This is a genomic window from uncultured Fibrella sp., assembly GCF_964250085.1.
Taxonomy (GTDB): domain Bacteria; phylum Bacteroidota; class Bacteroidia; order Cytophagales; family Spirosomataceae; genus Fibrella.
In genome coordinates this window covers 440516-465533 of record NZ_CAXUEC010000004.1, presented here as the reverse complement: position 1 = coordinate 465533, position 25018 = coordinate 440516, and the positions used below count along the sequence as shown (strand labels likewise).

Below are 25018 nucleotides of genomic sequence, written 5' to 3'. Positions count from 1 at the left end.
CAGGGGCGTTTTGTATGAAAAGCGAAGGGGGCAGATTACATCATGCCGCCCATGCCGCCACCACCGTGGGCGTGACCGCCACCGGCTGGTGCTTCTTCTGGCTCGTCAGAAATCAGGCACTCGGTTGTCAGCAACAGGCCGGCAATAGAGGCTGCGTTCTCAAGGGCAAGACGCGTTACTTTCTTCGGATCAATTACACCAGCGGCGAACAGGTCTTCGAAGGTGTCGTTTTTGGCGTTGTAGCCATATCCGCCTGTGCCTTCTTTCACTTTGTTTACCACTACTGAACCTTCGCCACCGGCGTTGGCAACGATCGTACGCAGGGGTGATTCCAACGCTACGCGGATGATGTTCACACCCGTTTTTTCGTCTTCGTTGATAGTTTCAATGGCATCCAGTGATTGAATAGCGCGGATCAGCGCAATACCACCACCGGTTACGATACCTTCTTCAACGGCAGCGCGGGTAGCGTGCAGGGCATCGTCAACGCGGTCTTTCTTCTCTTTCATCTCTACTTCGGTAGCGGCACCGATGTAAAGAATGGCAACACCACCCGACAACTTGGCCAGACGCTCTTGCAGCTTCTCGCGGTCGTAATCAGACGTTGTGTTTTCGATTTGTGCTTTGATCTGGTTAACCCGGCCAGCAATATCATCTTTACCACCAACACCGTTTACGATGGTCGTGTTGTCTTTGTCGATGATGATTTTCTCCGCCTGACCCAGGTATTCGGCCGTTGCGCTTTCCAGTTTATAACCACGCTCTTCAGCGATAACCGTACCACCGGTCAGGATGGCGATATCTTCCAGCATAGCTTTCCGACGATCACCAAAACCAGGTGCTTTAACGGCAGCCACTTTCAGGGCACCGCGGATTTTGTTTACGACCAGTGTAGCCAGGGCTTCACCGTCAACGTCTTCGGCGATGATCAGCAGCGGACGACCCGTTTGGGCCACCTGCTCCAGAACTGGCAACAGTTCTTTCATCGACGATACTTTCTTCTCAGAGATCAGGATGAACGGACGCTCCAGTTCAACTTCCATTTTCTCGGTGTTGGTCACGAAGTAAGGCGACAGGTAACCGCGGTCGAACTGCATACCTTCTACGGTTTTAACTTCCGTTTCAGTACCACGAGCTTCTTCAACCGTAATTACACCTTCTTTACCTACTTTCTCCATTGCTTCGGCAATCATTTTGCCGATGGTGTCGTCGTAGTTAGCAGAAATGGTAGCAACCTGCTTGATTTTGTCGAAGTTGTCTCCTACAGTCTGTGCCTGCTCTGACAGATTGGCTGTTACCGCCAGTACTGCCTTGTCGATACCGCGCTTCAGGTCCATTGGATTGGCTCCGGCTGCTACGTTCTTTACACCGATCGAATAGATCGCCTGAGCCAGTACAGTAGCTGTAGTAGTACCGTCACCTGCCGAATCGGCGGTTTTCGACGCTACTTCTTTCACCAACTGGGCGCCCATGTTCTCCATGGCGTCTTTCAGTTCGATTTCTTTAGCTACCGTTACACCATCTTTGGTGATGGCTGGTGAGCCAAATTTTTTGTCGATAATGACGTTCCGGCCTTTGGGGCCCAGGGTTACCTTAACGGCATCGGCCAGTGTATCAACGCCCTTCTTTATCTTATCGCGGGCTTCGGTATCAAAAAGAATTTTCTTAGACATGGTTTTTGTAGGTTTAAAGTGCAAGATTCAACGTTTAGAGGGGTGTACGGTCTGTTTGCACAGTGGCCGTAAACCAAACATTGGACTCGCGGCGGCGGACCGCTTAAACTTTAGACGTTAAATTGTTTAAACGATAGCGAAGATGTCAGACTCACGCATGATGAGATACTCTTTGCCTTCGATGGTGATTTCAGTACCGGCATATTTACCGTAAAGGACTGTGTCACCTACCTGAACGGTCAGGGGTTCGTCTTTTTTGCCTGTACCGATGGCGACGATAGTGCCACGCTGGGGTTTTTCTTTGGCCGTGTCGGGAATGATAATTCCAAAAGCGGTCTTTTCTTCAGCCGGGGCCGGTTCAACCACCACGCGGTCGGCGAGGGGCTTTACTTTCACGTCTTCCATTGCTGTGGTCATAGCGATAAGAGATGATTAAGGTTGTTAAAAAAGTAGTTTGATTAGGTTTAATCAGACAATGGGCAGGTGGTCAACCTCTATGCCAAACCGTAAAACCTGACAAAATTTCAGGACAGTGCTGTCAGGGTAGGTGTTTGTTATAGTTAAGTAAGATAATTTGGCAAAATACCTGTTTAAGCTATTTTTATACGGCAAAAATTTGTAATTGCCATATCTTGTAAAAAAGAACAGTACTTCACTCTTTCCGTACTATTTGCATATGACTACGTTACCGTACGATTGGCTGACACAAAACCGGATTGATGCCGAATATAAACAGTATGTCGTTTTGGCGTATTTACAAGGGGTTGGGCGCCGGTTTGCCGACTGTCAACTGCATCCCGACCTGCCCGAGTTAAAACGTCATTACGAGGCTACCCTTCATTTTCGGAGGGGCAAAGGTACACTTATGGCAGCCTTTCCCAAGCGAGTGGCTGGAATCAGCGGGCCGCCACCCCGAATCGACTATGAATCTGAGTTACCGGCCGATCCACTGCTCGACGAAGTAGATGAAATCATTGATTTTGCGCTTCCCCGCTTCAACGCAACCCTCACTGAAGGTCGCCAACGGTGGGCCGACCTTGCCGCCACTCTCACGCTCGAGCCCGTGGGACTAATGCCGCTTCGCCCCGACGAAGGCTACCTCTTTGTGCACTATACCACCTCCACTGACCTATCTATTTATCAATACCGGCTTACACTCTACGATGATCAGGCACCGGGCGGGCGACTGGTACACTGGCAACTGCGCGAACGTACCCAGCGTACCATAGGCACAACGTTCGAGCGGCTTAAACTCGATCTAATTCGCCGCTACAACCTGCCTAATCCAGCCGCATTCAGGCTGGAAAGTCAGCGACTTATGCCAGAGCAGGAAACGCTGCTTCCAATTGCCCAACAGCTACTGAACAAAGCGATCTGCTAAAAGCCCAACCGCCTTTCAGTGCCTGTTTTCAGGTACGTTACCCTCACGATTTAATAACACAGGTCTATCCAATGTTAAGAAATTGTTAAGTTTATTAACATTGGATAGACCTGTGTTATTAAAGTTAAATACATGAATATCAATTAGTTATAGAAAAATAAATCAATAAAATTTATAGAATTTTGCTGACTGAGCTGATTGAATACTTAACATAGAGATAACATTAAGGTAACAAAAGAGTAATATTACATATCAGTCAGCCAGCAGTAGTCAATACGATAGCGCACAGTGTGCTTATACGAGCGAGTGCCACGACAGACTGGGTTTGGTCTATTTTCTCATTTTAAAAGCCTTATATCATGAAAACACTAGTTTGCTCATGGATTATCCTCGGTGTTGCCACCGTTGGGGCTTTTGCCAACCCTGGAACTAAAAAAATCAGCAAGGCAAAGCCACAAGTCAGTATAGAACAACAACTGGCCAGTCAACTTACGTACCCCGCTGCGCTGCAAAAGGCAACCGGTAACGGAGTGGTGGTCATTCAATTTCGTCTTGCCGACGATCATAAACTGGTAAATCCAACCGTATTCTCGGCTGATAAGCAGTTGAATGACGAACTGACGAAGCAACTGCTGAGCGCTAAACTGTCGTTGCCAGAATCTGGTGATGCAGATCAGGTACATACGGCCCGCCTACGTTTCAAGGCCGCTGAATAAGCGCCAGGTAGATACAAAAAAAATCGGGGTTTTGTCTGGTCAACCTAATCAACTGTTGGCCAGACAAAACCCCGAACTGTATACAGGCTATTTGCCCGATCGTATAAATGACTTGTGTGCTATGCCACAGATCGTTTTATCCGTTGAGTTGGCACTGTCGTCCAGGTACGTTCCCGCAAACCGGCCGTGAACGTAGTGATACTCTACGCTTCTACGTATTCCGGGTAACCTTCCTGCGTGTATGTGCCGGTGAATTTTATCTTACCAGATACCAGGCAGGTGAGAATACGCTTGGCTTCGTCGCGTGCTTTCGGGTAGATCACCGCCAGCATATTTTCGTGTCCTTCTTTCAACTTGGGTTCAGGCCCGTAGGCGTTCAGCACGGCAAGGCCATATTCATTACCCAGTACATTCAGGAAGCGGAGGCCATGCTTGAAGTGCTCGTGCGCCCGAACCAGGGCGGCCAGCGCATCTTCTTTCCAGATGATATCCATAAGCAATTCGGCCAGTTCCTCTTTTTCATGCTGTGCCCAATCGATATAGCCGCGCAAAAGTTTATTGAGCAGTGATGGGGCAGTGGCTTCCTGGAAATCGATAGACATAAGTTCGGCGTAATCAGTTGGAGAAAGTACAGAGCTTAATTCGGCTGTTTGGTGTACCCAATGGGCAAAATCATCTATTGCTAGTCGGCCAACTAAATAGGCAATGAATTGAGAACTAATTTGGCGACTGGTAGCAATGGACTGATCAGGCATACGGTGAGTGGGGCTGTGTGAACAACATAAGTAGCATAAGGTTATACGTCCATCAAACGGTAACTACTGTTTGAGTGAGCCAACCAAAAGAAACGCTATGGTATCCAACCTTCACATAGAGCAAACACCCGGCCATTCTATACGACTTGGTCTTTTTTTTGTCGTTTTTCTTTTGTTTGGTGGTGCTTCCTCACCAATAAAACAACCTATGGCTCAAAGGCGTAACATTACTTTTCTATCACTAGGGGATTCGTATACAATTGGTGAAGGCGTAGACGAAAAAGACCGTTGGTCGGTGCAATTGGCAGGGTTATTGCTAGAAAGGGGGCTCGGAGCTGACAAGCCGACAATTATCGCCCGCACCGGTTGGACAACCGACGAGTTGATAAGTGCCATTGATGCCTCAGGTAACCGAAACCAGTATGACCTTGTATCACTGCTCATTGGCGTGAATAATCAGTACCGGGGACAGAGCGTTGAGCGGTACCGAACCGAATTCAGGCAGCTCGTACAGACGGCCATTCGGTATGGAAAGAACCAGCCGACTCATGTAGTGGTGCTATCTATTCCCGACTGGGGGGCGTCGCCGTTTGCGGCCAACCGTGACCGGCCAACCATCGCCAGGCAGATTGATAGTTTCAATGCGGTAGCCCGTCAGGAATGCGAGAAGGCTGGTGTCGCTTACATAGATATTACCCCCCTGACCCGCCAAGCGGTCAGCGATGCCACTCAGTTCGCGTCTGATGGCCTTCATTATTCAGGAAAACAGATGAAAAAATGGGCCGAAAAAGCCCTGCCCGTCGTAGAGGGGATTTTGAAGTGAGTGTCAAGTGTTCAATGTCTAAAGTTCAATGTTGCTCCGCTTAGTGGCTAGCTGGCGGAGCAACATTGAACTTTAGACATTGAACACTTGAGACACTTACCGCTGCGTAAAGTCGGAAAGCGGCAGGTTATCGGCTTCGTCGTTGAGCGAGTTAAGCATCTGCTCTACTTCCTGCATCCTGATCTTGTCGCCATTGCGATCGAAAGAGAGCATCAGGTTACGCAGCATCCGGCGGATGATGTCGACGTTGGAACAGGGCTGGTAGAAAATCGGCGCGGGTTTCAGGTTCAGTTGCCCAATATAATGGTCAATGTCTTTGGTCGAGAAGATCAGCCCCCGATTGAACACGTTGATGTAAAACTGCACGCCATTGGGCGCTTTGTAGGTTAGCACAAACAGGTTGGGCAGATTGACCCCGTAGATGGGCAGGCCCAGTTTCTGGGCGATCATCATGTAGATCAAACAAAGCGAAATTGTATTGCCCCGCCTGGTTTCCAACACCTGATTGATCATCGAGTTGGCGGGTGAATGAAAGTTTTTGGTGTTGGGCGCAAACTTCATTTCGTTATAAAACACGCCATTCAATCCCTTCACCTGATCGGCCGGGTGAACGTCGGTCTGCACTTTCAGCCAGGCATCGTAATAAAGCTGATCCAGGTCTTGCCGAAGTTTATCGATAGATAAATCAGGATACTGGTAGGTGGCTACAATCCAGAGCCCTTCGAGCAGGTCCATTGCCCCGCCTTCTTTCCAGCCGTAGAGCCGGTCGAGGACGGAGGTATATTGCAAATCATGGATGATTTCTTCGATCCTTTTCTGCAAAAGCGGGTTAAAACTGCCTTCCCACTCGGTTTCCAGAAAAGGAATAATTGAACTGCCCAGTTGCCGGATGCGCCCTTCCACATGCGTGGCTATTTCGGCGTCGTCATCATCGAGCAAAGAGATCAAGGCTTTGATTTCGTTGTCGTTCATAAGCGTTGTCACGTGAAGCGGCAGGTAATAAGCTAATTAATTGATTGAGAAACCAGACTGATTTGGTTAGTTTTGCCCGGTTTTTATGAGCCAGACTTTACAGGCCCTCTTTGCAAGTAACAACAAAAAATTACAAAAAACGATTTGGACGCGAACCCAATCACCCCCCTAAAAATATTGGTTACTGGAGGAGCCGGTTTCATTGGCTCACATACCGTTGTCGCCCTGGCAGAAGCGGGTTTTGAACCAGTCATCGTTGATGATTTTTCCAACTCTGAGCCAGGCGTACTCGACGGACTGAAAACGATACTGAACCGGGAGATACGTACCTACCAAATCGATTGCAACGACCACGCCGCCATGAGCGACGTATTCAGTCGGGAGCAGGTGGCGGGTATCATCCACTTTGCGGCGTCTAAAGCCGTGGGTGAATCGGTTGAGAAACCACTGAAATATTACCGCAATAACCTGGATTCGCTGATGCTACTGCTGGAACTGATGCCAGCCTTTGGCGTGAAGAATCTGGTGTTCTCGTCATCCTGCACGGTTTACGGGCAACCCGAGAAGCTTCCGGTCACAGAAGAAACGCCCCGCCTGCCCGCTATGTCGCCCTACGGGAACACAAAGGCGATCTGCGAAGATATTATTCGGGACTGTGTGACGGCGACCATGCCTGTTCGGGCTATTTCGCTGCGTTATTTTAACCCGATCGGTGCGCATCCGTCGGCGCTGATTGGTGAGTTGCCCCGTGGTGTGCCTGCCAATCTGGTGCCTTATCTATTACAGGTTGCCTCGGGCCAACGCGCCAGCCTGACCGTTCACGGCAACGATTATAACACGCCTGATGGAACCGCCATCCGCGACTACATCCACGTGATGGACCTGGCCGATGCGCACGTAAGCGCGGTTAAACTGCTGGTAGAGAAAACCGAAGCTTCGTTCTATGATGTATTTAATATCGGTACAGGGCATGGCGCTTCGGTGCTGGAACTGATCAATACCTTTGAAGAGGTCAACGGAATTAACCTTCCTTATACGCTCGGTGCCCGCCGGGCGGGCGATATCGAACAGATTTACGCCGACGTAACAAAGTCAACCCAGGGGCTGGGTTTTAAAACAAAGCGTACCCTCGCTGATGCCCTGCGCGATGCCTGGCGCTGGCAGCAGAAAATCAGTTAAAAAGTTTACTGCTCGCCGTTTTCTGTTGCACTACTTGGCTACCGTAACGTACCTGAGCAGCGAACGGCGAACAATAAAATTCCTCTATGAAAACCATCATCATTACTGGCGGGGCCGGATTTATTGGATCACACGTGGTCCGGTTGTTCGTAACTAAGTACCCCGACTACCGAATCATTAACCTTGATGCGCTCACCTATGCGGGTAACCTCGCCAACCTGACCGACATCGAAAATGCGCCAAACTACACATTTGTTCGGGGCGACATCACCGACGCCGCCTTCCTGGACGAGTTGTTCGCCGAGTACCAGCCGGAAGGTGTTATTCACCTGGCCGCTGAATCGCACGTTGACCGGTCTATTACCGATCCGATGTCGTTTGTGCTGACAAACGTAGTGGGTACGGTTAACCTGCTCAACGCGGCTAAAAAAAGCTGGCTGGCATCAGGTACGTCTGGTTTCGAGGGAAAACGATTCTACCACGTCTCGACCGACGAGGTGTATGGTTCGCTGCATAACCCCGATGAGTTTTTCACAGAAGATACTCCTTATGACCCGCAATCGCCTTATTCAGCGTCGAAGGCGGCATCCGATCATTTCGTTCGGGCGTATGGCAATACCTACAAAATGCCCGTTGTACTGAGCAACTGCTCGAATAATTACGGCCCTAATCATTTTCCGGAGAAGTTGATTCCGTTGATGATTCACAACATTCAGCAAAACAAACCGCTGCCCGTTTATGGCAAAGGTGAGAATGTGCGCGACTGGCTGTTTGTGGTCGATCACGCCCGCGCTATCGACACGGTGTTCCACAACGGAAGATTGGGCGAAACGTATAATATCGGCGGCTTCAATGAGTGGAAGAACATCGATATTGTGCATCTGCTTTGCCGCGTGATGGACGAAAAGCTGGGTCGCCCCGCAGGTACGTCGGCGCAACTGATTACTTACGTGACCGACCGCGCCGGGCATGATCTTCGCTACGCCATTGACGCCAACAAGATCATGAACGAACTGGGTTGGGAACCGTCGCTTCAGTTCGAGGAAGGCCTGAACAAAACTGTCGACTGGTTTTTAGCCAACCAGGAATGGCTTAATAATGTGACTTCAGGTGCCTACCAGGGTTATTATCAGGGTATGTACGCAAATAGATAATTAGTAAATGAGCGACTGAGTGAATGTTTGGCAAGACGTACAAATCGATCTAACTATTCGCTCATTCGCTCATTCCAAAATATGAAAGGAATTATACTCGCCGGGGGATCCGGTACCCGATTGCACCCGTTGACGCTGGCTGTGTCGAAGCAACTTATGCCGGTATATGACAAGCCGATGATTTATTATCCGCTGTCGATTTTGATGCTGGCTGGTATTCAGGATATTCTGATCATTTCCACGCCGCATGATCTGCCGCACTTCGAAAAGCTGCTTGGGGATGGATCTCGGATCGGTTGCCGGTTCACCTACGCTGTGCAACCAAGCCCCGACGGGCTGGCGCAGGCGTTTATCATCGGTGAAGAATTCATTGGCAATGATAAAGTAGCGCTGGTACTGGGCGATAATATTTTCTACGGTTCCGGCCTATCGAAATTGTTACAGGCCAACAACGACCCTGACGGGGGGGTTGTGTACGCTTACCAGGTGCAGGACCCCGAGCGGTATGGTGTGGTTGAGTTCGATGAGGCATTCAATGTGTTGTCGATCGAGGAGAAGCCGGAAAAGCCCAAATCACATTACGCAGTGCCGGGCCTTTATTTCTATGACAACGATGTGGTAGAGATTGCCAAGACCATTCCGCCGTCGCCCCGTGGTGAATTGGAAATCACCGACGTCAACCGGGTGTATCTGGAACGGGGCAAGCTGAAAGTAGGCGTGCTTGACCGGGGCACTGCCTGGCTCGATACAGGTACGTTCGCTTCGCTGATGCAGGCTGGCCAATTTGTGCAGGTAATTGAAGAGCGGCAGGGTCTGAAGATTGGCTGTATTGAAGAAATTGCTTATCGGATGAAGTTCATCACCAAAGACCAACTGATCGAGATCGCTAAACCATTGGTGAAGAGCGGGTACGGGCAGTATCTTTTAGGAATATGATAACAGGTTGGTTTACTAATACGTAGCCAGACGAAAATAAGCAGTTCATAAAAAAAGCCGGAGCAATGCTCCGGCTTTTTCTTACCTAACCTATGAGATGAGAAAACTTAATACGTTTGAAAACTTGTGTGTGAACACCGTCGGAAAACTAACCTGCGTTGATAGCCTCAAAGGTAGTGGCTGCATAGTAGGCTGGTAAGCGCAAAATCACCCTTTTTACAGCGCCTTTATTTAACAGGCGAAAACCCGTATCCGAATACGTAGAACTACGTATTTGATAGGTCAAAGGGCAATAAAGTTGCCGATAAATTAATACAAACGAGCAAGTGAGTGCTATGTAAAGCGCCTTTTAGTAGCTTTCCGGTCAAATTGAAACATTCCTTAATCAATGACTGACAAGAATAAATTCCACGGAGACGTGGGCCGTTTCCTGAGCGGGAGTGATGCCCGTTCCCGCACCGCCCGTTACAAACGATACAAACAGGAGCAGGGTCATAAACCAGACTCATTCACCCGGGGTGAGTTTTTCGGTATCAACCGCATCAACAAACTACTGGGCCGGAAAGACTGCGTGGGCATCCGTGTCTACTACGGCAAAACGTTTGAAGATGCCGACGGAAATATCATCGCCGATGAGCGCGGAGAACTGACATCGCGCCTGGTGATCGTTGGTGTGCGCGAAGATGGGACCGATATTTTTGACGATCCTACTGGCAGGAAAGACGCTGGCGACGGCGACGCACTGGGCGATGGGCTGTCATGCCCACGGCAATGTGGAAATCCACCCAGCACACTCTAAGCTAATGTGGGATGATATAAAGCGGTTGATACTAGCTTTTCCATTAGACTTTATTGCTTACCTCCTCTTACTTCTGCCTGTATTTATTTCTATCTACAGGCAGAAGTTCCTGACACGCAATCTTGTGGCAGTAAGCGCTCTCTTTCTTGCCCGGTTCCTGGAAGATACCGTTCTGAATTATTATGCAATGCTCAATAAATTCAACCTGGACCAGCAACGGGGTTTCTTTATCATAGACGTTATTTTACTTACTGTAATTTATTACCTATCGTTTTCAAGGAAAGATATGGTTACCCGATTTGTTCTATTTTTTGCTTTCGTTGCCGTTAGTTTTCTGACACTAAACTGTTTCTTTTACAAGTCGTTATCTGGTGGCTCTTTCTTTAGCAGACTTACGTACATTATTTTTTCATTGCTTTATTTTAATAATATATTAGCAGAGAACAGAATTAAGAATGTCCTTAAGCATCCTATGTTTTGGGTCAGCGCTGGTTTTCTTTTCTTCGGGATGGGCACGTTTATGACCACCCTGTTTACAGATTATTTGCTGGATGCATCGAAGACGCCATATGCCACCTATGAGTTGTTTATGAATATGAATCAGATCGTTATCTGGATTCAATGTATACTGGTTGCTGTAGGTTTATGGGTTAGCAAATGTGATAAGAACAACTATATACAGTTTACCTGATTCGTTTAATTCGTGAATCGATTACGAGAAAGGGTGCAATGACAGGAGCCGTTTAGCTTACTTTTGTATTGACCACCAATACAATACCCGTCACCACCGAATGGCTGAACTTTCTACCAACGTACCTGCAAAATCTGTAAGTTACTCGCGCACCACGTTAACCGAACTGATGATTCCCGCCTACGCCAATTTTGGCGGTAAAATCCACGGCGGCACGTTGCTGTCACTGATGGATAAAGTGGCCTACGCCTGCGCGGCCAGGCACGCAGGTGAATACTGTGTCACGGTGTCGGTCGATGGCGTCAATTTTCGGCAGCCGGTCGAGGTTGGCGAACTAGTGTCACTGATGGCGTCGGTTAATTATGTGGGTCGTACCTCGCTGGTGATTGGCATCAAAGTGATTGCCGAAAATGTGAAAACGGGAACCGTGAAGCACACCAACACGTCGTACATTACAATGGTGGCCAAGAATGAAGCGGGCGTGCCTGCGGAAGTGCCGCCACTGCTACTCGAAACGGCCGATGATGCCCGGCGTTTTCTGGAAGCGATCAAGCGTAAAGAACTCCGGGCGGCTTACAGCGAACATTTCGATAACGAACGTACCCGGATGCTGTTGGCTGAAAATATAGCTCAACTAAAAAATGAGCGTTGCGTGCTGGGAACAGGTATTCTCTAGGTACGTTATTTATGGATGCTGGCTACCAGATAGCAGACAAATCAGCACTCAACGTCTGCTATCCGGTAGCCAGCATCTACTAAACTGTTACCCCTAGTTTTGCGGCTAATTTTTGCCCGTCAACTACGCCAAGGCCAGTGCAGGCATCCCAGCCTGTTTTGGCTTTATACCCTTTATTGCCCGTTACCGTACTATTGTCGCCCTGGGTAATGTCGCGGCAAACCGTTGGATTAGCGTATAGAATTGGGTGCAGAAAACCTACCGGCTTACCGCGTTGCTGGTTGAGCAGGGCTACCAGACCAGCCATGAGCGGAGCCACCGCACTGGTGCCACCGATAACAAAGTTCTGCCCGTCGACCCGTACGTTGTAGCCCGTTGTGGGGTCGGCCACACCCGCCACATCAGGTACACCCCGCCCCACCCGTTTACCATCGTTGACCGACTTGGGTACGCTTGCATTGGTCTGGTAATCAGGCAAATCGAAAGCGTCACTGATGCCACCGCCGGTAGCGCTGTTGTTGTCGACATGCCATACCGTTTCTGACGTAATCTGATTGCCGTTCGCCTGCAGGCGTGTGCCACCGCAAGCCAGTACGTACGGGCTCGACGACGGAAAGTCAACATGCGCTTTGCCGTCGCCGATACTATCGCCCGACCCTGTATCGCCTGCTGCCGCGCAGATTGTAATGCCCAGCGCGGCGGCTCCCTGAAAGGCCTGATTGAAGGAAGCCAGTGACTGCGGCGTCCAGTTTTTTTCGGCCGATCCCCAACTGATCGAGATCACCGAGGGCTTGTTCACTGTGTCGTGCATAGCGGTGGTGATGGCATCCAGAAACCCTTTGTCGGTATTGGGGGCGAAGTACACGATGAGTTGCGCGCCCGGTGCCACTGCGCCGGCTACCTCAATGTCGAGCATCACTTCGCCATCGGCACTGTTGGCATTGCTGGGGCTGTTGGTGCCGCCATCGACTGATACTGCTTTCACAACGGGCGGCGTCAGGCCCAACCCTTTGAAATAAGCGGTGATATCAGCCGTACGAAAACCGCCACCCAGTTCGATAATGGCAATTCGCTGGCCTTTGCCCGTTACACCGGTTGGGTAATTATAAAGCCTGGCCAACTGGTTTGGATTGAACGATGTACTAACGGCTCGTGGGTCGGCAACACCACTTTTCGACGGTTTGTAAATCTGGAAATGGGTTCGGGCGACCGGGCGGTTATCAAGGCCAAAAACGCCTTCCAGCAGGTCGACCAGTTCGGTCGGTACCATCACCGGGCCGCTACGCCCCCGGAAAATGGTGCCGTTGGCGTCTTTGTAATTGGCCAGCACTACGCCGAAAGCGTCGCTAAACTGCTCAACGGTACCCCGAAAAATAAGGCTTCGCCGCGCCGGGCTGATCAAGACCGTGGTGAGGCCCTGACTGAGGCCGTAGGCTTCTACCTGCCGAAGCGAGGCCGGGTCGGCTCCGTACCGATTCTGGTACTGTTGTTGGGTGAGCGGCTCAATCGGGTCACCGGTGTTCACCAGCGGTTCAATGGGCTGGCGGCGCCGTACGCGCACGGTTATATCAAATGAATCAGTTGGTTTTAGGGTCTTGAGTGGCGTTGCATCCGGGGCGTCTTTTTCGCTGCCGGGGAGTGGAACAAGCGTGTCGAATCGGGCCATATCGTGTTGAAAAGAGCGTTAACGTTGCGTCACCAATATGCAACCGGAAACCGCTATTGGCCTAGTCCAGTAGATTAATTTTTACTTAATGATTGGGCTCAGTGGCTGCTGAATGAGCCTATTGGACTGGTTGGACGCCAACTAAACGACTCAATGACTGGTTACTGCACTATGTGGTATTTCATTCTCAAGCAAGACGACCTGAAGCCTGAACCGTACCGGGCATTACAGCAAAAGGCGGTGCAAACCGAGGTAGAGCCTTTCAACGAGCCTTTCGACAACCTGTGCCTGTTCACCGTTGCCGATTACGCTGCGTTTGTAGATGCCCTTGATCTGGAAGGGCTACGCTACGACGTACAGAGCCAGCGCCCTAGTCGCGACCAGCTACTCGAGCAGTTGCGGGCAGCCTAGGTACGTGTCAATCGGGACTATTTTGCCTGATACTGGTGGTTGTACGTATCTTTTGAACCTGGGAAAGCCAATAAATAGTCGGTGCATTCAATACGGCGTATGTTGTTGGCATAGGGCAGGTTGTGGACTTTCAGGAAAGTGCCATCGCTGAGCGAGAAGATGATGGTGCCTTCTGCTTCATTGATTACGGGTCTTGATGTCCAACGGGCCGATTTAACAACCACGCCATTCACTTGCTGAGATATAACTTCGCCGCTGTCGTCATTGAAAAAATGGATTGCCCGTGTTTCGCCAGTAGAGGCCGGTGTTTGTGTACCCGAAGCTGTCCACTGCCAGCTTGCGCCGTAGAGTAACGATTCATAAGGTATTGGTACTGGACATCCGCATTTCTGTGTACAGCTTTGCAGTATAAGAATAGTCCCTATGAGCAGGAGGCGAATGGAGAAACGCATTGACTGGGAGTTGGTTTAAGTACCATAAATGCAGGAATTTATTGACAAAACCTAATCTGGTCATCGATTAGCCAGCCGGAAGAAACGAATGGTGAGTAGAAGGGCCGCTACGCTGAGACCAACCAGCAGGCCAATCCAGACACCGGCGGCATCGTAGCCGAAGGTGAAACCCAGCAGGTAACTGGTTGGCAGGGCTACCAGCCAGTAGGAGAAGAGCGTAATCAGCGTAGGTACGTTCACGTCAGACAGGCCACGTAACACACCGATGCCAACCGCCTGAACACCGTCGGAAAGCTGGAAAAACCCGGCCATGAATACCAGCGTAGCCGCAATACGCGCTACTTCGGGCGCATTGGTGATGTACAGATTGACGAGTACATTATTGAAAAGCAAAAAGATAGTCCCGGCAAAGCCCATCAGCAGAGCAGCCAGCATGAAGGCTGCAATGCCCGCCCGGCGGATGCCGTCACGGTCGCCCCGGCCCAGCGCGGCACCCACCCGAATGGCCGCCGCCGACGAAATACCCGTTGCCATCATATACGTTGACGAAGCCATGTTGATGGCGATCTGATGCGCCGCCAGCCGGTCGGCCCCCAGCCAGCCGATGATGACCATCGCAGCGGTGAAGAGGGCAATTTCAAAGAAGAACGTCAGGCCGCTTGGCAGACCCAGCTTCAAAATGGTGCGCACATCATCGGCAATGGGGAGGCGGGCAAATTCGGCCTTGAAATAGGCGGTGAAGTTCACCGACCGACGGATGTACCACAGCATTGCTAGTGCCATGAACACGCGCGACAGTAACGTTGCCACCGCTGAACCCTGAATGCCTAACTTAGGAAAAGGCCCAATGCCCAGAATGAACAGGTAGTTGAAGAGGGCATTTACCAGCAGTGCCGCAATGGTAATGGTCATGGCTACGCGGGGAAAACGAAGGCCATCGCAGAGCTGACGAGCGGCAATGAATATAAACAGGGGTACGTTCGAGGCACTCAGAATCAGCATGAATGGCCGTGCCAGGCTGTTTACTTCTGCCGTTTGCCCCAGCCATTGAAAATTGATCGCCACCACGGCCACTACGGCACCCAACGCCAGGCTCAACAGCAACGCCACCCGAATACCCGCCCGATAGCTGCGGTGCACGTCGGCGGCACTGCCCCGCCCGTTTGCCTGCGACACCAAGGCCGCCACCACCGTCAGCCCGCCGATGCCGACACTGGATAGTAGAAACGACATGGAATTGGCCAGGCCTGCAGCGCCCAGCGGAACAGCGCCCAACAATCGCCCAACAAACAGGTTATCTGTCAAACCCATCAGCACCGTGCTGAGTTGAGCAATGATGATGGGAATACTGAGGCGAAGTGTATCGGATAAGTCGGCGCGGAGGTTCATTTGGCGTGGGGCCTGGTGCTTAGGGCCGACAAAGGTACGGTTTTGGCCGAATCGCCATTCTTCGCCACATGCCCCACGCCACAGGCCCGTAGCCCATACGCCTTTTTCACCTATCTTTGTTTTTACACAAGAATCAGACGTTCGCTTGAAAGAATACGGAAGTAGTATCGAGAAGATGGTCAAGTACCTGCTGACCATCGAAGATCGCGAGAAGCGCACCCGGCAGGCGCATATCTTAGTGGAGCTGATGCGGCAGATTCACCCCGGCATGAAAGACGGGCAGGATTACTATAATAAACTGTGGGATGACCTGTACATCATTTCGGAGTTTAAGCTGGACGTAGATAGTCCTTTCCCGCCTCCCTCGCCGGAGGTGCTTGGCAAGAAGCCCAAGAAGATGGACTACCAGTACCATAACCTGAAATACAAGCACTTCGGACGGAATATAAACCTGCTTGTTGAGCGGGCTATAAACACGGAAGATGCCGAAGAACGACGAGCATTCGTGTCGTACCTGACACGCCTGATGAAGACGTTCTACATGGCCTGGAACAAAGAGACCGTCGAGGAAGAAACGATCTACCAAAGCCTGCTCGACATCTCGAAAGGGAAACTTGCCGACGACATTCAACTCATCCGCGACGAGGGTTTGGTAGAAGGCTCACCCCGCGAACGTACGGAAGATCAGCCGCAGAAGCTGGGTCGTCAGCCGCAGTTGAAACCGTATGCGGGTAATTACCAGCCGCAGCAACAGCGTAACCGGCAAGACCGCCCCAACAACAATAATAACCGCAATCCATTCCGGGGGGGAAATAATACCGGCGGTGGTAACAACCCGAACAGAAACTTCCGGGGGGGCAATAATCCAAACAACAACAACGGCGGCGGTGGCAATAACCGTCGGCGAGGGAGATAGGTCAATTATCAATTGTCAATGATCAATTGTCAGGCTTCGCCAGATTGACTATAGTCGTCGACGAAGCCTGTAGTTGTTCATTGATTCGTGGTAACTGATTACTGATAATTGATCATTGTTAATTGATAATTGAAGAATGGCATCTTTTAAAATTACCGGTGGCCGTCGGCTTTCGGGCGAATTAGTGCCGCAGGGGGCCAAAAACGAGGCGCTGCAAATTCTCTGTGCGGTACTGCTGACGAAAGAACCCGTCACCATCCACAACATTCCGAACATCCGTGACGTCAACCAACTGATTGAGTTGTTGGGCGATATGGGCGTTTGGGTGACCAAAATCGGGGAGAGTTCATACCGGTTTGTGGCCAGCGACGTAAACCTCGATTTCCAGAATACCGATGCCTACAAGCGTAAAGCGGCGGCCCTGCGTGGCTCTGTCATGCTGCTTGGCCCCATGCTGGCCCGCTACAAACAGGGACGGATTCCCCGGCCGGGAGGCGACAAAATCGGTCGCCGCCGCCTGGATACACACTTCCTGGGTTTTGAAAAACTCGGTGCCAAGTTCCACTTCGACGGTGATTTTTACCGCGTGGAAGGCGATCAGTTGAAGGGAGCCTACATGCTGCTCGATGAAGCGTCAGTGACCGGCACGGCCAACGTACTGATGGCTGCCGTCATGGCCGAAGGAACTACCACGATCTACAATGCTGCCTGCGAGCCGTACCTGCAACAGTTGAGCAAAATGCTGAACCGGATGGGCGCGAAGATCTCAGGCGTGGGGTCCAATATGCTCATCATCGAGGGTGTAGAGGAACTGAAAGGGACCGAGCACACCATGCTGCCCGACATGATCGAGATTGGTTCGTTTATCGGTATGGCCGCCATGACGCAGTCGGAGGTGACGATCAAAAACTGTCAGATTCCTGAACTGGGCATTATTCCCGACGTCTTCAAGCGGCTGGGTATTCAACTGGAGTTCCGGGGCGACGATATCCACGTACCTGCGCAGGAGCTGTACCAGGTCGAGACGTTTCTGGATGGCGGCATGATGACCGTATCTGATTCGCCCTGGCCCGGTTTCACGCCCGACCTGCTGAGCATTGTGCTGGTTACGGCTATTCAGGCAAGCGGAACGGTGCTGATTCACCAGAAAATGTTTGAAAGCCGCCTGTTCTTCGTCGACAAACTGATTGAGATGGGCGCGCAGATTATCCTTTGCGATCCGCACCGGGCTACGGTAGTGGGGCTGGGTCGGCATCAGCAATTGCGGGGCATCCGCATGTCGTCGCCGGACATCCGGGCGGGGGTTTCGTTGCTCATCGCCGCCATGTCGGCTAATGGAACCAGCATCATCGACAACATTGAGCAAATTGATCGCGGCTATCAAAACATCGACACCCGCCTGAACGCCATCGGCGCTGATATTGTGCGGTTGTAGGTACGTTGTATAGGTGATTTTAATGGAGCGCGGGTAACTTTCCCGCGCTTTTTTTATATTACGGCCATGCCGTCACTAAACGTACTATTCTGGAATGTAGGTAAGAAGAACCTTACTACTCAATTAGTCAATCTTGCACGAGATAAGGATGTTGATATATTGGTATTGGTTGAAAATGTTGTGAGTTCAGAGCAGTTGGTTCGGGCATTGAATCATCAACTTACAGGCTATCATTCTAATCATCCAATCTCTCAATGCGATAAGGTGACGATTATCACCAGATTCCCTCATGCATTTATCCCTCCAGTTTATGAAACAAACCGGCTGACAGTTCGCAAAATGCAAGTGCCCATGTACCCACCGTTTTTACTTACTGCTTTACATTTGATTGATAAGGGGAATGCGTCGGTGGAAAGCCAAACTTCTGAAGCATATGTCACTGTCCGAGAGTTAATAGGTGAGGAGAAAAAACACTTACTTGATGCTATGATTGTAGTTGGTGATTTTAATATGAATCCCTTTGATGCAGGCATGGTTTCAGCGGCAGGCTTTCATGGCACCATGTCAAGCGAGTTAGCCATTGAGGGATCACGAAAGATACAAGAGAGGGATTATGCCTATTTCTATAACCCGACTTGGGGGCTTTTCGGCGATTTGATTAAGGAAGCGTCGGGTACATATTATTACCGGAATGCGGAACAGGTCTGTCTCCAGTGGAATATGTTCGATCAGGTATTGATTCGCCCTGGCCTTATTCCCAATTTTGTGAAAGAGAGCCTGACGATAATTCAGCAGGATGGCGTAACTTCACTTTTGACGCAAAAAAACCGGCCGAACCAAAGCCTTTATTCAGATCACCTACCTCTGTTTTTTACTTTGAAATTCTAAGCATATGGAAACGCAAAACCTTTGGCCTGATTTCCCGACTCAAGAGATCAAAGGCCCAAAAGTGATCTTGACTGAGCAGGCACAGTATCTAATGGAACGGACAAATAATGTATTATCTGCGGCTGTAATACCTAGTTCTGTACCAAATAACGAGCGTATTCTATATAGCTTGTTTGTTATAGCTCCACTGTTAAATGGATATCGCTACAAACTTTTGACTATCTCATTCGATTTAGCAGTCAACTATCCTCTTGATTTGTCTTGGCGGTACCCAGGAGATATGAAAAAAATACTCTATGATGAAGAAGAATTCATTGAAGAACTGAGAATGATATTCAATGACAAAACGACGATAAGCGTTGTCTCATCCCTTCTGTCACAAAGCATTGCTGAGCAAAATGATGACCCCGCCTGAACGCCATCGGCGCTGATATTGTGCGGTTGTAGGTACGTTACCATTTTATCTGTTAAGGTCATCTTCTTCTGAAGATGGCCTTTTTTTATGGAATTGGCAGTGCTGAGAGTGACGCATAAGGCGGTTAATCAACTTAACAGTAGCATATTGGTAGTTTGATTAACTTTCGATTTTACCGAACCGACTATCCATACATGTTTATGAAACACGCTTTACTCAGTCTACTTCTTATTCTCACTGGTATTAGTGCCGTACAAGCGCAAAAGAAACCTTACCAGGCCCTGATGCTGGACGACAATGCCCGCTATCAGGATGTCAAAGCCGAGTTTTTGAAAGTTCGCGAGGCGGATGAAAAAGCCAAAGAAAAAGCCGTTCGGAAAGCGCGCCGGAAAGGGCTGCCGGATCCCGAGTTTGAAGAAGATGAAGAAGAATCTAAATTCTACCGGTGGGAACAGTGGCGATTAAGGCACCTTGGTCCCGATGGGACGTATGATCCTTCTTTTGTACCAAAAGAGCTGGACCGGTTCAACAAAAGTCAGCTTGGCGGTGATAACAAGGCTCGAAAAGCAGCAAACCCTGCCTGGAAAGAGCTTGGCCCTTTTGCCACACCAACAACGGCACAGGGGAACGATAATTTTCTGTTGAGCGGCTACAATGTTGGTCGCGTGGGTTCGGTTGCTTTTCACCCAACCGATACAAAGACGTTCTATGCTGCTTCGCCAGGCAAAGGTTATAGCGGCAACAACGGGGGGGTCTGGAAAACAACGGATAATGGGGTGTCCTGGACGCCGCTCCTCGACCAGGCCGCCAACATGGTGGTTACCGACGTTGCTGTGTCAACCCTGAATCCGCAGGTTATTTACACGACCAGTAATCAGTTTGCGGCTGCTACGGTGGGTGGGGGCACAGTCGGCTACGGCGTGCAGAAATCGACCGATGGGGGCGCTACGTGGGTGCATCTCCCTTTCCGGGTACGTTACGAAACCAATGCCAGCGGTAGTTTAGCTGCCATTGGTCGGGCGGGCAATATCCTGATCGATCCAACTGACGATAACCACCTTGTGGTAAGCTGTGTGAACGCCATTCTGTATTCGACAGATGGTGGCTTGACCTGGACAAAATCCACTACGCCTGTTGCCGATCGCCTGGCCGACTATTGGGATATCGAGTTCAAGCCCGGTGACGCCTCGGTCGTGTATGCAGGCGGGGCGGGCCGTGACCAGTTGCTGACGTCGGCAGACGGTGGGAAAACGTTTACCCAGATCACGCTACCCGCCACCGTAGAGGTAGGATCGACCGGCCATATCGAGCTGGCCGTGTCGGCAGCCGCACCCAACTCGCTTTATTTGCTAACCTCACTGAACACGGACAAACAGGGCGGCTTGTACCGACTCAATATGGCTACCAAAGAGGTACGGGTAATTGTTAAAAGTGGCCAGAAGTTTACTACCCAGCAGCAGGACCGCGACGATACCCAGTTGAAATGGTGTTTGACGATGGGCGTTTCGCCGGTCGATACAAACGAAATTCATGTGGGTATGGTGGCGCTGATGTCGAGCTACGATGGCGGACGTACCTGGGAATATCGCCACGGGTGGGCAACGGGGAAGGTCGCCGATGTTCACTCGGATGTGAGCAGCTTTGGTTTTCAGCCCGGCACAAACCGGTTTTTTGTCACGTCTGATGGCGGATTGAGCGGGGCTACCGGCAAGAAAGGAGCGGCCTTTCAATTCTTTAACAACATTGCTGTGTCGCAGATTTATTTCCTGGCCCAGTCGGCATCACAGTCTGACCGGATGGTTATTGGTTTGCAGGATAACGGGTCGAAAGCGTTTATCAACAACACCTGGCAGCAAATCAGCGGCGGCGATGGCATCAGTTGCATCATCGACGATGCCAACCCGAACGTCTATTATTCAACGGCGCAGAATGGAGTCATCTACCGGGTCGCCAACGGCTTTCAAACGTACCTGACACCCACCGGTGTTACCAGCGAGAATACCAGTTTTTACAGCCCGGTCGATTACCATCAGGCTACCAAAACGCTGTTTCTGGGGTCGAACAGCTTATGGCGGAAGAACGAGCAGAATTACCTGTCGCAGTGGGAAAACGTGAAAACGTTTGACACCGGCGAAACGATTCAGGATGTGTTTGTGGCTCCTTCTGATGTGAGAACGATCTACGTGAGGACCTACCAGCTCAATAACTCGGTATCGAACTACAAACTGTACGCCAGTACCGATGCGGGCGTAACCTGGTCGAAAGTGCTCGGCGATGGCTTCGAGGCGTATATCACCGCCATGGTTGTGAGCCCCACCGATCCGAAAACGATCTATGTATCGCGTTATGTAACGGCTGAATCCACGTATCACGTCATGAAATCGGTCGATAACGGTCGGACATGGATTACCTTAACCGGTAACCTGCCGCGCATTGCCAGCAACGCCATTGCCTTTCAGGAAGGAAGCGACGAAGGTATTTATGTGGCGATGGATCAGGGCGTTTATTACAAAGACAACACCATGAGCCAGTGGATACGCTACGGTACAGCCCTACCCAATGCTACGGTATATGACCTGGATATTGACTATATGGGTGGCAAAATCAAAGCAGCTACCCACGGCCGTGGTGTGTGGGAGGCTACACTGGCCGTTCCGGTGGGGCAAGTGACAGCGTTAACGGCGGCTAAACGGGAGGTGTGTGCTGGAGCCAGTATGCCTGTCAGCTTTCAGGTAACAAAAGGCAACACCGGCGCTAGTACGTACGCTATCCAGTTGTCTGATGGCAGTGGTTCGTTCGCTAATCCGCAGTTGCTGGCTTCTGTGAGTTCGTTGACGGCCAACGTAACCATTCCGGCCAGTGCGTCGATTGGGACGGGCTATCAACTTCGTGTGTTGCGCAACAATAACATCAGTACCGCCGACTCGTCGGATACATTCTCAATTCTGACCTTGCCCAAAGTAACGGTGAGTGCCCCCGCCGATGTTGTTTTTGGCAATCCGGTCAGCGTTACGCTGGCCTTTAGTGGCTCGGGGCCGTGGCAATACAGCCTCAATGGCGAAGCGGCTCAAACCGCTACCACTAGCCCGCAGGTACGTTCGTTATCCATTGCCCAGGGCACTACTTACCGGGTGGGCAGCCTGAGTAACGTGTGTGGGGCTGGTGTGGCTACGGGTACGCCGGCCGTGGTGGTTATTCCCACGCTGGCGGTACAAAGTTTCACCACTACGGCCCTGTGTGCCGGTCAAAGCGGGTCACTGGCGGCAGTGCAGGGTGGGGCATTCAATGGCTCGACGGGGTATGTGGTACAACTTTCTGATGCAACCGGCGGATTTGCTACACCGCTCACGATAGGTGCCGGTACACAGAACACGCTGAACTACACCATTCCCGCCAGTCAGTCGGCGGGGAGCGGCTACCGGGTGCGGGTAGTGGGTAATACGGGCGAGAAAGTGGAAACAACCCCCGGACCTGCTTTTACGGTAAATGTGGTACCCACTGCCTCTATCGTAGCCGCTGGCGATACCAGTATTCTGCAAACTACGACCACCCGCCTTCGACTGTCCTTTACGGGTACACCTCCCTATAACTTCACCCTGACCGATGGGCAAACGGGAACGGCATCCGCCTCGCCGTTTGACGTCACCGTAAAACCCGACAAAACCATCACATATGGAATCAGCGGCCTGGCCAATGGGTGCGGCGCAGGTACGTTCTCGGGCAAGGTAGCTATCAACGTAATACCCTTACTGGCTGTTGACCCCGCTCGCGGCCCGGTAGTGACGGTACTGCCTAACCCCGCCACTGAGCAGGTGCGGGTAGAAACCGGACTGGGTGGTTCGCATACTATGCTTCTATACGATGTGCTGGGTCGCGAACAACTTCGGCGCACCTTCGAGAAAAGTACCGATGTGGGCCTGCGTAACCTGATGAAAGGCGTGTATATCTACCGTGTCATTACGCCAGTGGGTGCCGTTGAGGGCCGACTCCTGGTAAACTAAATGCCTTGGGGCATTCTGCACGGTTTCGGGAGGTTTGTCAAACGCCCCAAACCGTGCAGAATGCCCCAAAAACAATGTTTTTGCTGACGGGTTGCGCTACGTTTGTTCCATCAATTCTAACAACGTATCGCGCCATGAAAACGCTGCTGACCCTGCTTCTCGTCACCCACATTGCCACCGGTTTCATCGCCTTGCTGGTTGGGCTGATTCCCATGTTTTCGCAAAAAGGAAGCCGCCTTCACAACCGTGCCGGGCTGGTCTATATCTACTGCATGATCACGGTGGCCGTCACTGCCTTGCTGCTTTGCGGGCTACAACCGTTTAAAATGATGCGCCTCTTTTTAACGGGTATTGCCGTTTTTAGTTTTTATCTGTGTTTCACGGGCTGGCGGGCAACCAAAAACAAGAAGGGACAACACACAACGATCGATACAGCGCTCACATACGGTACGCTACTGGTAGGAGCGGCCATGATTGGGTTCGGAACGTACCTGCTCGTTCAGCGCGGCTTGTCATTCATGCCCATTGTCTTCACTTTCTTTGGGGGACTAACGAGCCGCTTTGCCTGGCAGGACTACCGCAAGCAACGCGAGCCAGCCCTGAAAATGGGTTGGTATTTCCAGCATTTTATCCGAATGGGCGGTTCTTACATCGCCACGTTCACTGCCGCCGCCGTTACCAACGTACCCAGACTTTTACCCGCCAACGCGCCGGAATGGACAGCTACGCTTATCTGGATTGCCCCCTCTTTATTGGGCGGAATGCTGATTGCACGGACGGTCCGGTACTATAAAGGCAAATTTGCCGCTAAATCGTCGGGGATGGCTATTTCGTAGGTTCGCCCTGTCCGTTACCTTTACAATTCACTCGAAGGGTAGGGACGCCGATCATGAAGATTGCATTTATCACGGATATACACATTGCTGGTGAAGGAGAAACACCGGCTGGCATCGACGTTCGGGCCAATTTCCTGAAAGCACTCGACGCGGTTCGATCTATGAAACCCGATTGCCTGGTGATTGGGGGGGACCTGTGCTTCGATGTGGGCGTACGGGAAATCTATCAGTGGATTTATAAGCAGCTACAAAACGATCTGCCCTGTCAGTGGTATGCCATTCCCGGTAACCACGACGATTCGGTGATGATGGCCGAAGAACTTCATCTATCCCGGCACCTCACCGGCACCGAACTCTACAGCGCCATTCCCCTCGATGGCTACCCCGCCCTGTTTCTGGATTCATCGAAAGGCAGCTTCTCCGATACCCAATGGGCCTGGCTCGCCGACGAACTGGCCGTAATCAGCTACAACGTGCTGATCTTCTGTCACCATCCGGTCTTGCCCGCCAACGCCCAGTTTATGGACACAAAATACCCCTTCCGGCAGCAGAACCAGTGGGTTGAAACCACCGAAGAATTGCCTTGCCGCATGCAGGTCATCAGTGGACACTACCATACCGAAGCAACGGTTATGCGGGGCAATACCACCGTGCTGGTGACCCCTTCGACCTACATTCAGCTCGACCCGCATACGCCGGAGCTGAAACTGGTGAACACGGGTCCTTACCTGCGCGAAATCGACGTGACAACCAACGGCGTGAGTAGCCGGGTAATCAGTTTGTAAGTAGCACGCGAATCAAGATGATACGGATATTGAAAATGTGACTACTACTAGTGGTCGCCTGAGTATATT

Annotated in this window: 24 protein-coding genes; 17 read left to right on the top strand and 7 right to left on the bottom strand. The window is 51.0% G+C overall.

Annotated elements, in window-relative coordinates:
* Positions 1-35: 35 nt before the first annotated feature.
* A complete protein-coding gene (gene groL, locus ACFE8Q_RS15480) occupies positions 36-1673 on the bottom strand; it encodes a chaperonin GroEL (protein WP_375446312.1) in 1638 nt (545 codons plus the stop codon).
* Between the two features lie 126 nt (positions 1674-1799).
* Positions 1800-2090: a co-chaperone GroES gene (gene groES, locus ACFE8Q_RS15475; protein ID WP_085410389.1), complete on the bottom strand. Its 291-nt coding sequence runs from the start codon at positions 2088-2090 to the stop codon at positions 1800-1802.
* A 259-nt stretch (positions 2091-2349) separates the two neighbouring features.
* Between groES and ACFE8Q_RS15470 the strand changes: the two genes are divergently transcribed.
* Complete coding sequence (locus ACFE8Q_RS15470; protein WP_375446311.1) at positions 2350-3054, top strand: hypothetical protein; 705 nt, start codon at positions 2350-2352, stop codon at positions 3052-3054.
* A gap of 359 nt (positions 3055-3413) precedes the next feature.
* Entirely contained in the window at positions 3414-3770 is a 357-nt protein-coding gene (locus ACFE8Q_RS15465) for a hypothetical protein (protein ID WP_375446310.1), read from the top strand.
* A gap of 203 nt (positions 3771-3973) precedes the next feature.
* Here the strand turns inward: ACFE8Q_RS15465 and ACFE8Q_RS15460 are convergent, their stop codons facing one another.
* Positions 3974-4372, bottom strand: coding sequence for a hypothetical protein (locus ACFE8Q_RS15460; protein ID WP_375446309.1), 399 nt, complete (start codon positions 4370-4372; stop codon positions 3974-3976).
* Positions 4373-4733: 361 nt separating this feature from the next.
* On the opposite strand from ACFE8Q_RS15460, the gene ACFE8Q_RS15455 reads away from it, so the two are divergent.
* Complete coding sequence (locus tag ACFE8Q_RS15455; protein ID WP_375446308.1) at positions 4734-5348, top strand: SGNH/GDSL hydrolase family protein; 615 nt, start codon at positions 4734-4736, stop codon at positions 5346-5348.
* A gap of 96 nt (positions 5349-5444) precedes the next feature.
* Here the strand turns inward: ACFE8Q_RS15455 and ACFE8Q_RS15450 are convergent, their stop codons facing one another.
* Complete coding sequence (locus ACFE8Q_RS15450; RefSeq protein ID WP_375446307.1) at positions 5445-6320, bottom strand: transglutaminase-like domain-containing protein; 876 nt, start codon at positions 6318-6320, stop codon at positions 5445-5447.
* A gap of 177 nt (positions 6321-6497) precedes the next feature.
* Between ACFE8Q_RS15450 and galE the strand changes: the two genes are divergently transcribed.
* The 6 genes from galE to ACFE8Q_RS15420 all read left to right on the top strand — a co-directional run bounded on the left by galE (position 6498) and on the right by ACFE8Q_RS15420 (position 11755).
* Complete coding sequence (galE, locus tag ACFE8Q_RS15445) at positions 6498-7499, top strand: UDP-glucose 4-epimerase GalE (protein WP_375446306.1); 1002 nt, start codon at positions 6498-6500, stop codon at positions 7497-7499.
* Between the two features lie 86 nt (positions 7500-7585).
* A complete protein-coding gene (gene rfbB, locus ACFE8Q_RS15440; protein WP_375446305.1) occupies positions 7586-8653 on the top strand; it encodes a dTDP-glucose 4,6-dehydratase in 1068 nt (355 codons plus the stop codon).
* 81 nt (positions 8654-8734) lie between these two features.
* Positions 8735-9589 carry a glucose-1-phosphate thymidylyltransferase RfbA gene (gene rfbA, locus ACFE8Q_RS15435; protein ID WP_375446304.1) on the top strand — a complete coding sequence of 285 codons (855 nt, stop codon included), beginning with the start codon at positions 8735-8737 and terminating at the stop codon, positions 9587-9589.
* Between the two features lie 388 nt (positions 9590-9977).
* Positions 9978-10388: a hypothetical protein gene (locus ACFE8Q_RS15430; protein ID WP_375446303.1), complete on the top strand. Its 411-nt coding sequence runs from the start codon at positions 9978-9980 to the stop codon at positions 10386-10388.
* Positions 10288-11079 (top strand): hypothetical protein, encoded by a 792-nt coding sequence (locus ACFE8Q_RS15425; RefSeq protein ID WP_375446302.1) that lies wholly within the window; start codon positions 10288-10290, stop codon positions 11077-11079. Before ACFE8Q_RS15430 ends, ACFE8Q_RS15425 begins: the two co-directional genes overlap by 101 nt.
* A gap of 100 nt (positions 11080-11179) precedes the next feature.
* Entirely contained in the window at positions 11180-11755 is a 576-nt protein-coding gene (locus tag ACFE8Q_RS15420; protein ID WP_375446301.1) for an acyl-CoA thioesterase, read from the top strand.
* A 79-nt stretch (positions 11756-11834) separates the two neighbouring features.
* On the opposite strand, the gene ACFE8Q_RS15415 is transcribed toward ACFE8Q_RS15420, so the two are convergent.
* The gene (locus ACFE8Q_RS15415) at positions 11835-13421 is read right to left on the bottom strand and encodes a S8 family serine peptidase (protein ID WP_375446300.1); all 1587 of its coding nucleotides are present in this window, start codon (positions 13419-13421) and stop codon (positions 11835-11837) included.
* A 171-nt stretch (positions 13422-13592) separates the two neighbouring features.
* On the opposite strand from ACFE8Q_RS15415, the gene ACFE8Q_RS15410 reads away from it, so the two are divergent.
* Positions 13593-13832 (top strand): hypothetical protein, encoded by a 240-nt coding sequence (locus ACFE8Q_RS15410; RefSeq protein WP_375446299.1) that lies wholly within the window; start codon positions 13593-13595, stop codon positions 13830-13832.
* 17 nt (positions 13833-13849) lie between these two features.
* Here ACFE8Q_RS15410 and ACFE8Q_RS15405 read toward each other — a convergent pair whose 3' ends face one another.
* Together ACFE8Q_RS15405 and ACFE8Q_RS15400 are read right to left on the bottom strand one after the other, a co-directional pair.
* Positions 13850-14284: a hypothetical protein gene (locus ACFE8Q_RS15405; protein ID WP_375446298.1), complete on the bottom strand. Its 435-nt coding sequence runs from the start codon at positions 14282-14284 to the stop codon at positions 13850-13852.
* Positions 14285-14344: 60 nt separating this feature from the next.
* Positions 14345-15673 (bottom strand): MATE family efflux transporter, encoded by a 1329-nt coding sequence (locus ACFE8Q_RS15400; protein WP_375446297.1) that lies wholly within the window; start codon positions 15671-15673, stop codon positions 14345-14347.
* A 145-nt stretch (positions 15674-15818) separates the two neighbouring features.
* Between ACFE8Q_RS15400 and ACFE8Q_RS15395 the strand changes: the two genes are divergently transcribed.
* The 7 genes from ACFE8Q_RS15395 to ACFE8Q_RS15365 all read left to right on the top strand — a co-directional run bounded on the left by ACFE8Q_RS15395 (position 15819) and on the right by ACFE8Q_RS15365 (position 24949).
* The gene (locus tag ACFE8Q_RS15395) at positions 15819-16589 is read left to right on the top strand and encodes a DUF4290 domain-containing protein (protein WP_375446296.1); all 771 of its coding nucleotides are present in this window, start codon (positions 15819-15821) and stop codon (positions 16587-16589) included.
* Between the two features lie 136 nt (positions 16590-16725).
* Entirely contained in the window at positions 16726-18024 is a 1299-nt protein-coding gene (gene murA / locus ACFE8Q_RS15390; RefSeq protein WP_375446295.1) for a UDP-N-acetylglucosamine 1-carboxyvinyltransferase, read from the top strand.
* 66 nt (positions 18025-18090) lie between these two features.
* Entirely contained in the window at positions 18091-18912 is an 822-nt protein-coding gene (locus tag ACFE8Q_RS15385; protein WP_375446294.1) for an endonuclease/exonuclease/phosphatase family protein, read from the top strand.
* A gap of 4 nt (positions 18913-18916) precedes the next feature.
* Entirely contained in the window at positions 18917-19327 is a 411-nt protein-coding gene (locus tag ACFE8Q_RS15380; protein ID WP_375446293.1) for a hypothetical protein, read from the top strand.
* A 200-nt stretch (positions 19328-19527) separates the two neighbouring features.
* Positions 19528-23328, top strand: coding sequence for a T9SS type A sorting domain-containing protein (locus ACFE8Q_RS15375; protein ID WP_375446292.1), 3801 nt, complete (start codon positions 19528-19530; stop codon positions 23326-23328).
* 134 nt (positions 23329-23462) lie between these two features.
* Complete coding sequence (locus ACFE8Q_RS15370; RefSeq protein WP_375446291.1) at positions 23463-24164, top strand: DUF2306 domain-containing protein; 702 nt, start codon at positions 23463-23465, stop codon at positions 24162-24164.
* A gap of 53 nt (positions 24165-24217) precedes the next feature.
* Positions 24218-24949 carry a metallophosphoesterase family protein gene (locus ACFE8Q_RS15365; protein ID WP_375446290.1) on the top strand — a complete coding sequence of 244 codons (732 nt, stop codon included), beginning with the start codon at positions 24218-24220 and terminating at the stop codon, positions 24947-24949.
* Positions 24950-25018 lie beyond the last annotated feature (69 nt).

What these genes read in the sequence shown, in the direction of transcription:
- ACFE8Q_RS15455 (WP_375446308.1), top strand. Translation starts at nt 4,734, where the DNA reads ATGGCTCAAAGGCGTAACATTACTTTTCTATCACTAGGGGATTCGTAT.
- ACFE8Q_RS15470 (WP_375446311.1), top strand. Translation starts at nt 2,350, where the DNA reads ATGACTACGTTACCGTACGATTGGCTGACACAAAACCGGATTGATGCC.
- ACFE8Q_RS15420 (WP_375446301.1), top strand. Translation starts at nt 11,180, where the DNA reads ATGGCTGAACTTTCTACCAACGTACCTGCAAAATCTGTAAGTTACTCG.
- ACFE8Q_RS15405 (WP_375446298.1), bottom strand. Translation starts at nt 14,284, where the DNA reads ATGCGTTTCTCCATTCGCCTCCTGCTCATAGGGACTATTCTTATACTG.
- ACFE8Q_RS15370 (WP_375446291.1), top strand. Translation starts at nt 23,463, where the DNA reads ATGAAAACGCTGCTGACCCTGCTTCTCGTCACCCACATTGCCACCGGT.
- ACFE8Q_RS15410 (WP_375446299.1), top strand. Translation starts at nt 13,593, where the DNA reads ATGTGGTATTTCATTCTCAAGCAAGACGACCTGAAGCCTGAACCGTAC.
- rfbA (WP_375446304.1), top strand. Translation starts at nt 8,735, where the DNA reads ATGAAAGGAATTATACTCGCCGGGGGATCCGGTACCCGATTGCACCCG.
- ACFE8Q_RS15400 (WP_375446297.1), bottom strand. Translation starts at nt 15,673, where the DNA reads ATGAACCTCCGCGCCGACTTATCCGATACACTTCGCCTCAGTATTCCC.
- ACFE8Q_RS15415 (WP_375446300.1), bottom strand. Translation starts at nt 13,421, where the DNA reads ATGGCCCGATTCGACACGCTTGTTCCACTCCCCGGCAGCGAAAAAGAC.
- groES (WP_085410389.1), bottom strand. Translation starts at nt 2,090, where the DNA reads ATGACCACAGCAATGGAAGACGTGAAAGTAAAGCCCCTCGCCGACCGC.
- murA (WP_375446295.1), top strand. Translation starts at nt 16,726, where the DNA reads ATGGCATCTTTTAAAATTACCGGTGGCCGTCGGCTTTCGGGCGAATTA.
- ACFE8Q_RS15460 (WP_375446309.1), bottom strand. Translation starts at nt 4,372, where the DNA reads ATGTCTATCGATTTCCAGGAAGCCACTGCCCCATCACTGCTCAATAAA.
- ACFE8Q_RS15380 (WP_375446293.1), top strand. Translation starts at nt 18,917, where the DNA reads ATGGAAACGCAAAACCTTTGGCCTGATTTCCCGACTCAAGAGATCAAA.
- ACFE8Q_RS15450 (WP_375446307.1), bottom strand. Translation starts at nt 6,320, where the DNA reads ATGAACGACAACGAAATCAAAGCCTTGATCTCTTTGCTCGATGATGAC.
- ACFE8Q_RS15385 (WP_375446294.1), top strand. Translation starts at nt 18,091, where the DNA reads ATGCCGTCACTAAACGTACTATTCTGGAATGTAGGTAAGAAGAACCTT.
- groL (WP_375446312.1), bottom strand. Translation starts at nt 1,673, where the DNA reads ATGTCTAAGAAAATTCTTTTTGATACCGAAGCCCGCGATAAGATAAAG.
- rfbB (WP_375446305.1), top strand. Translation starts at nt 7,586, where the DNA reads ATGAAAACCATCATCATTACTGGCGGGGCCGGATTTATTGGATCACAC.
- ACFE8Q_RS15375 (WP_375446292.1), top strand. Translation starts at nt 19,528, where the DNA reads ATGAAACACGCTTTACTCAGTCTACTTCTTATTCTCACTGGTATTAGT.
- ACFE8Q_RS15465 (WP_375446310.1), top strand. Translation starts at nt 3,414, where the DNA reads ATGAAAACACTAGTTTGCTCATGGATTATCCTCGGTGTTGCCACCGTT.
- ACFE8Q_RS15365 (WP_375446290.1), top strand. Translation starts at nt 24,218, where the DNA reads ATGAAGATTGCATTTATCACGGATATACACATTGCTGGTGAAGGAGAA.
- ACFE8Q_RS15430 (WP_375446303.1), top strand. Translation starts at nt 9,978, where the DNA reads ATGACTGACAAGAATAAATTCCACGGAGACGTGGGCCGTTTCCTGAGC.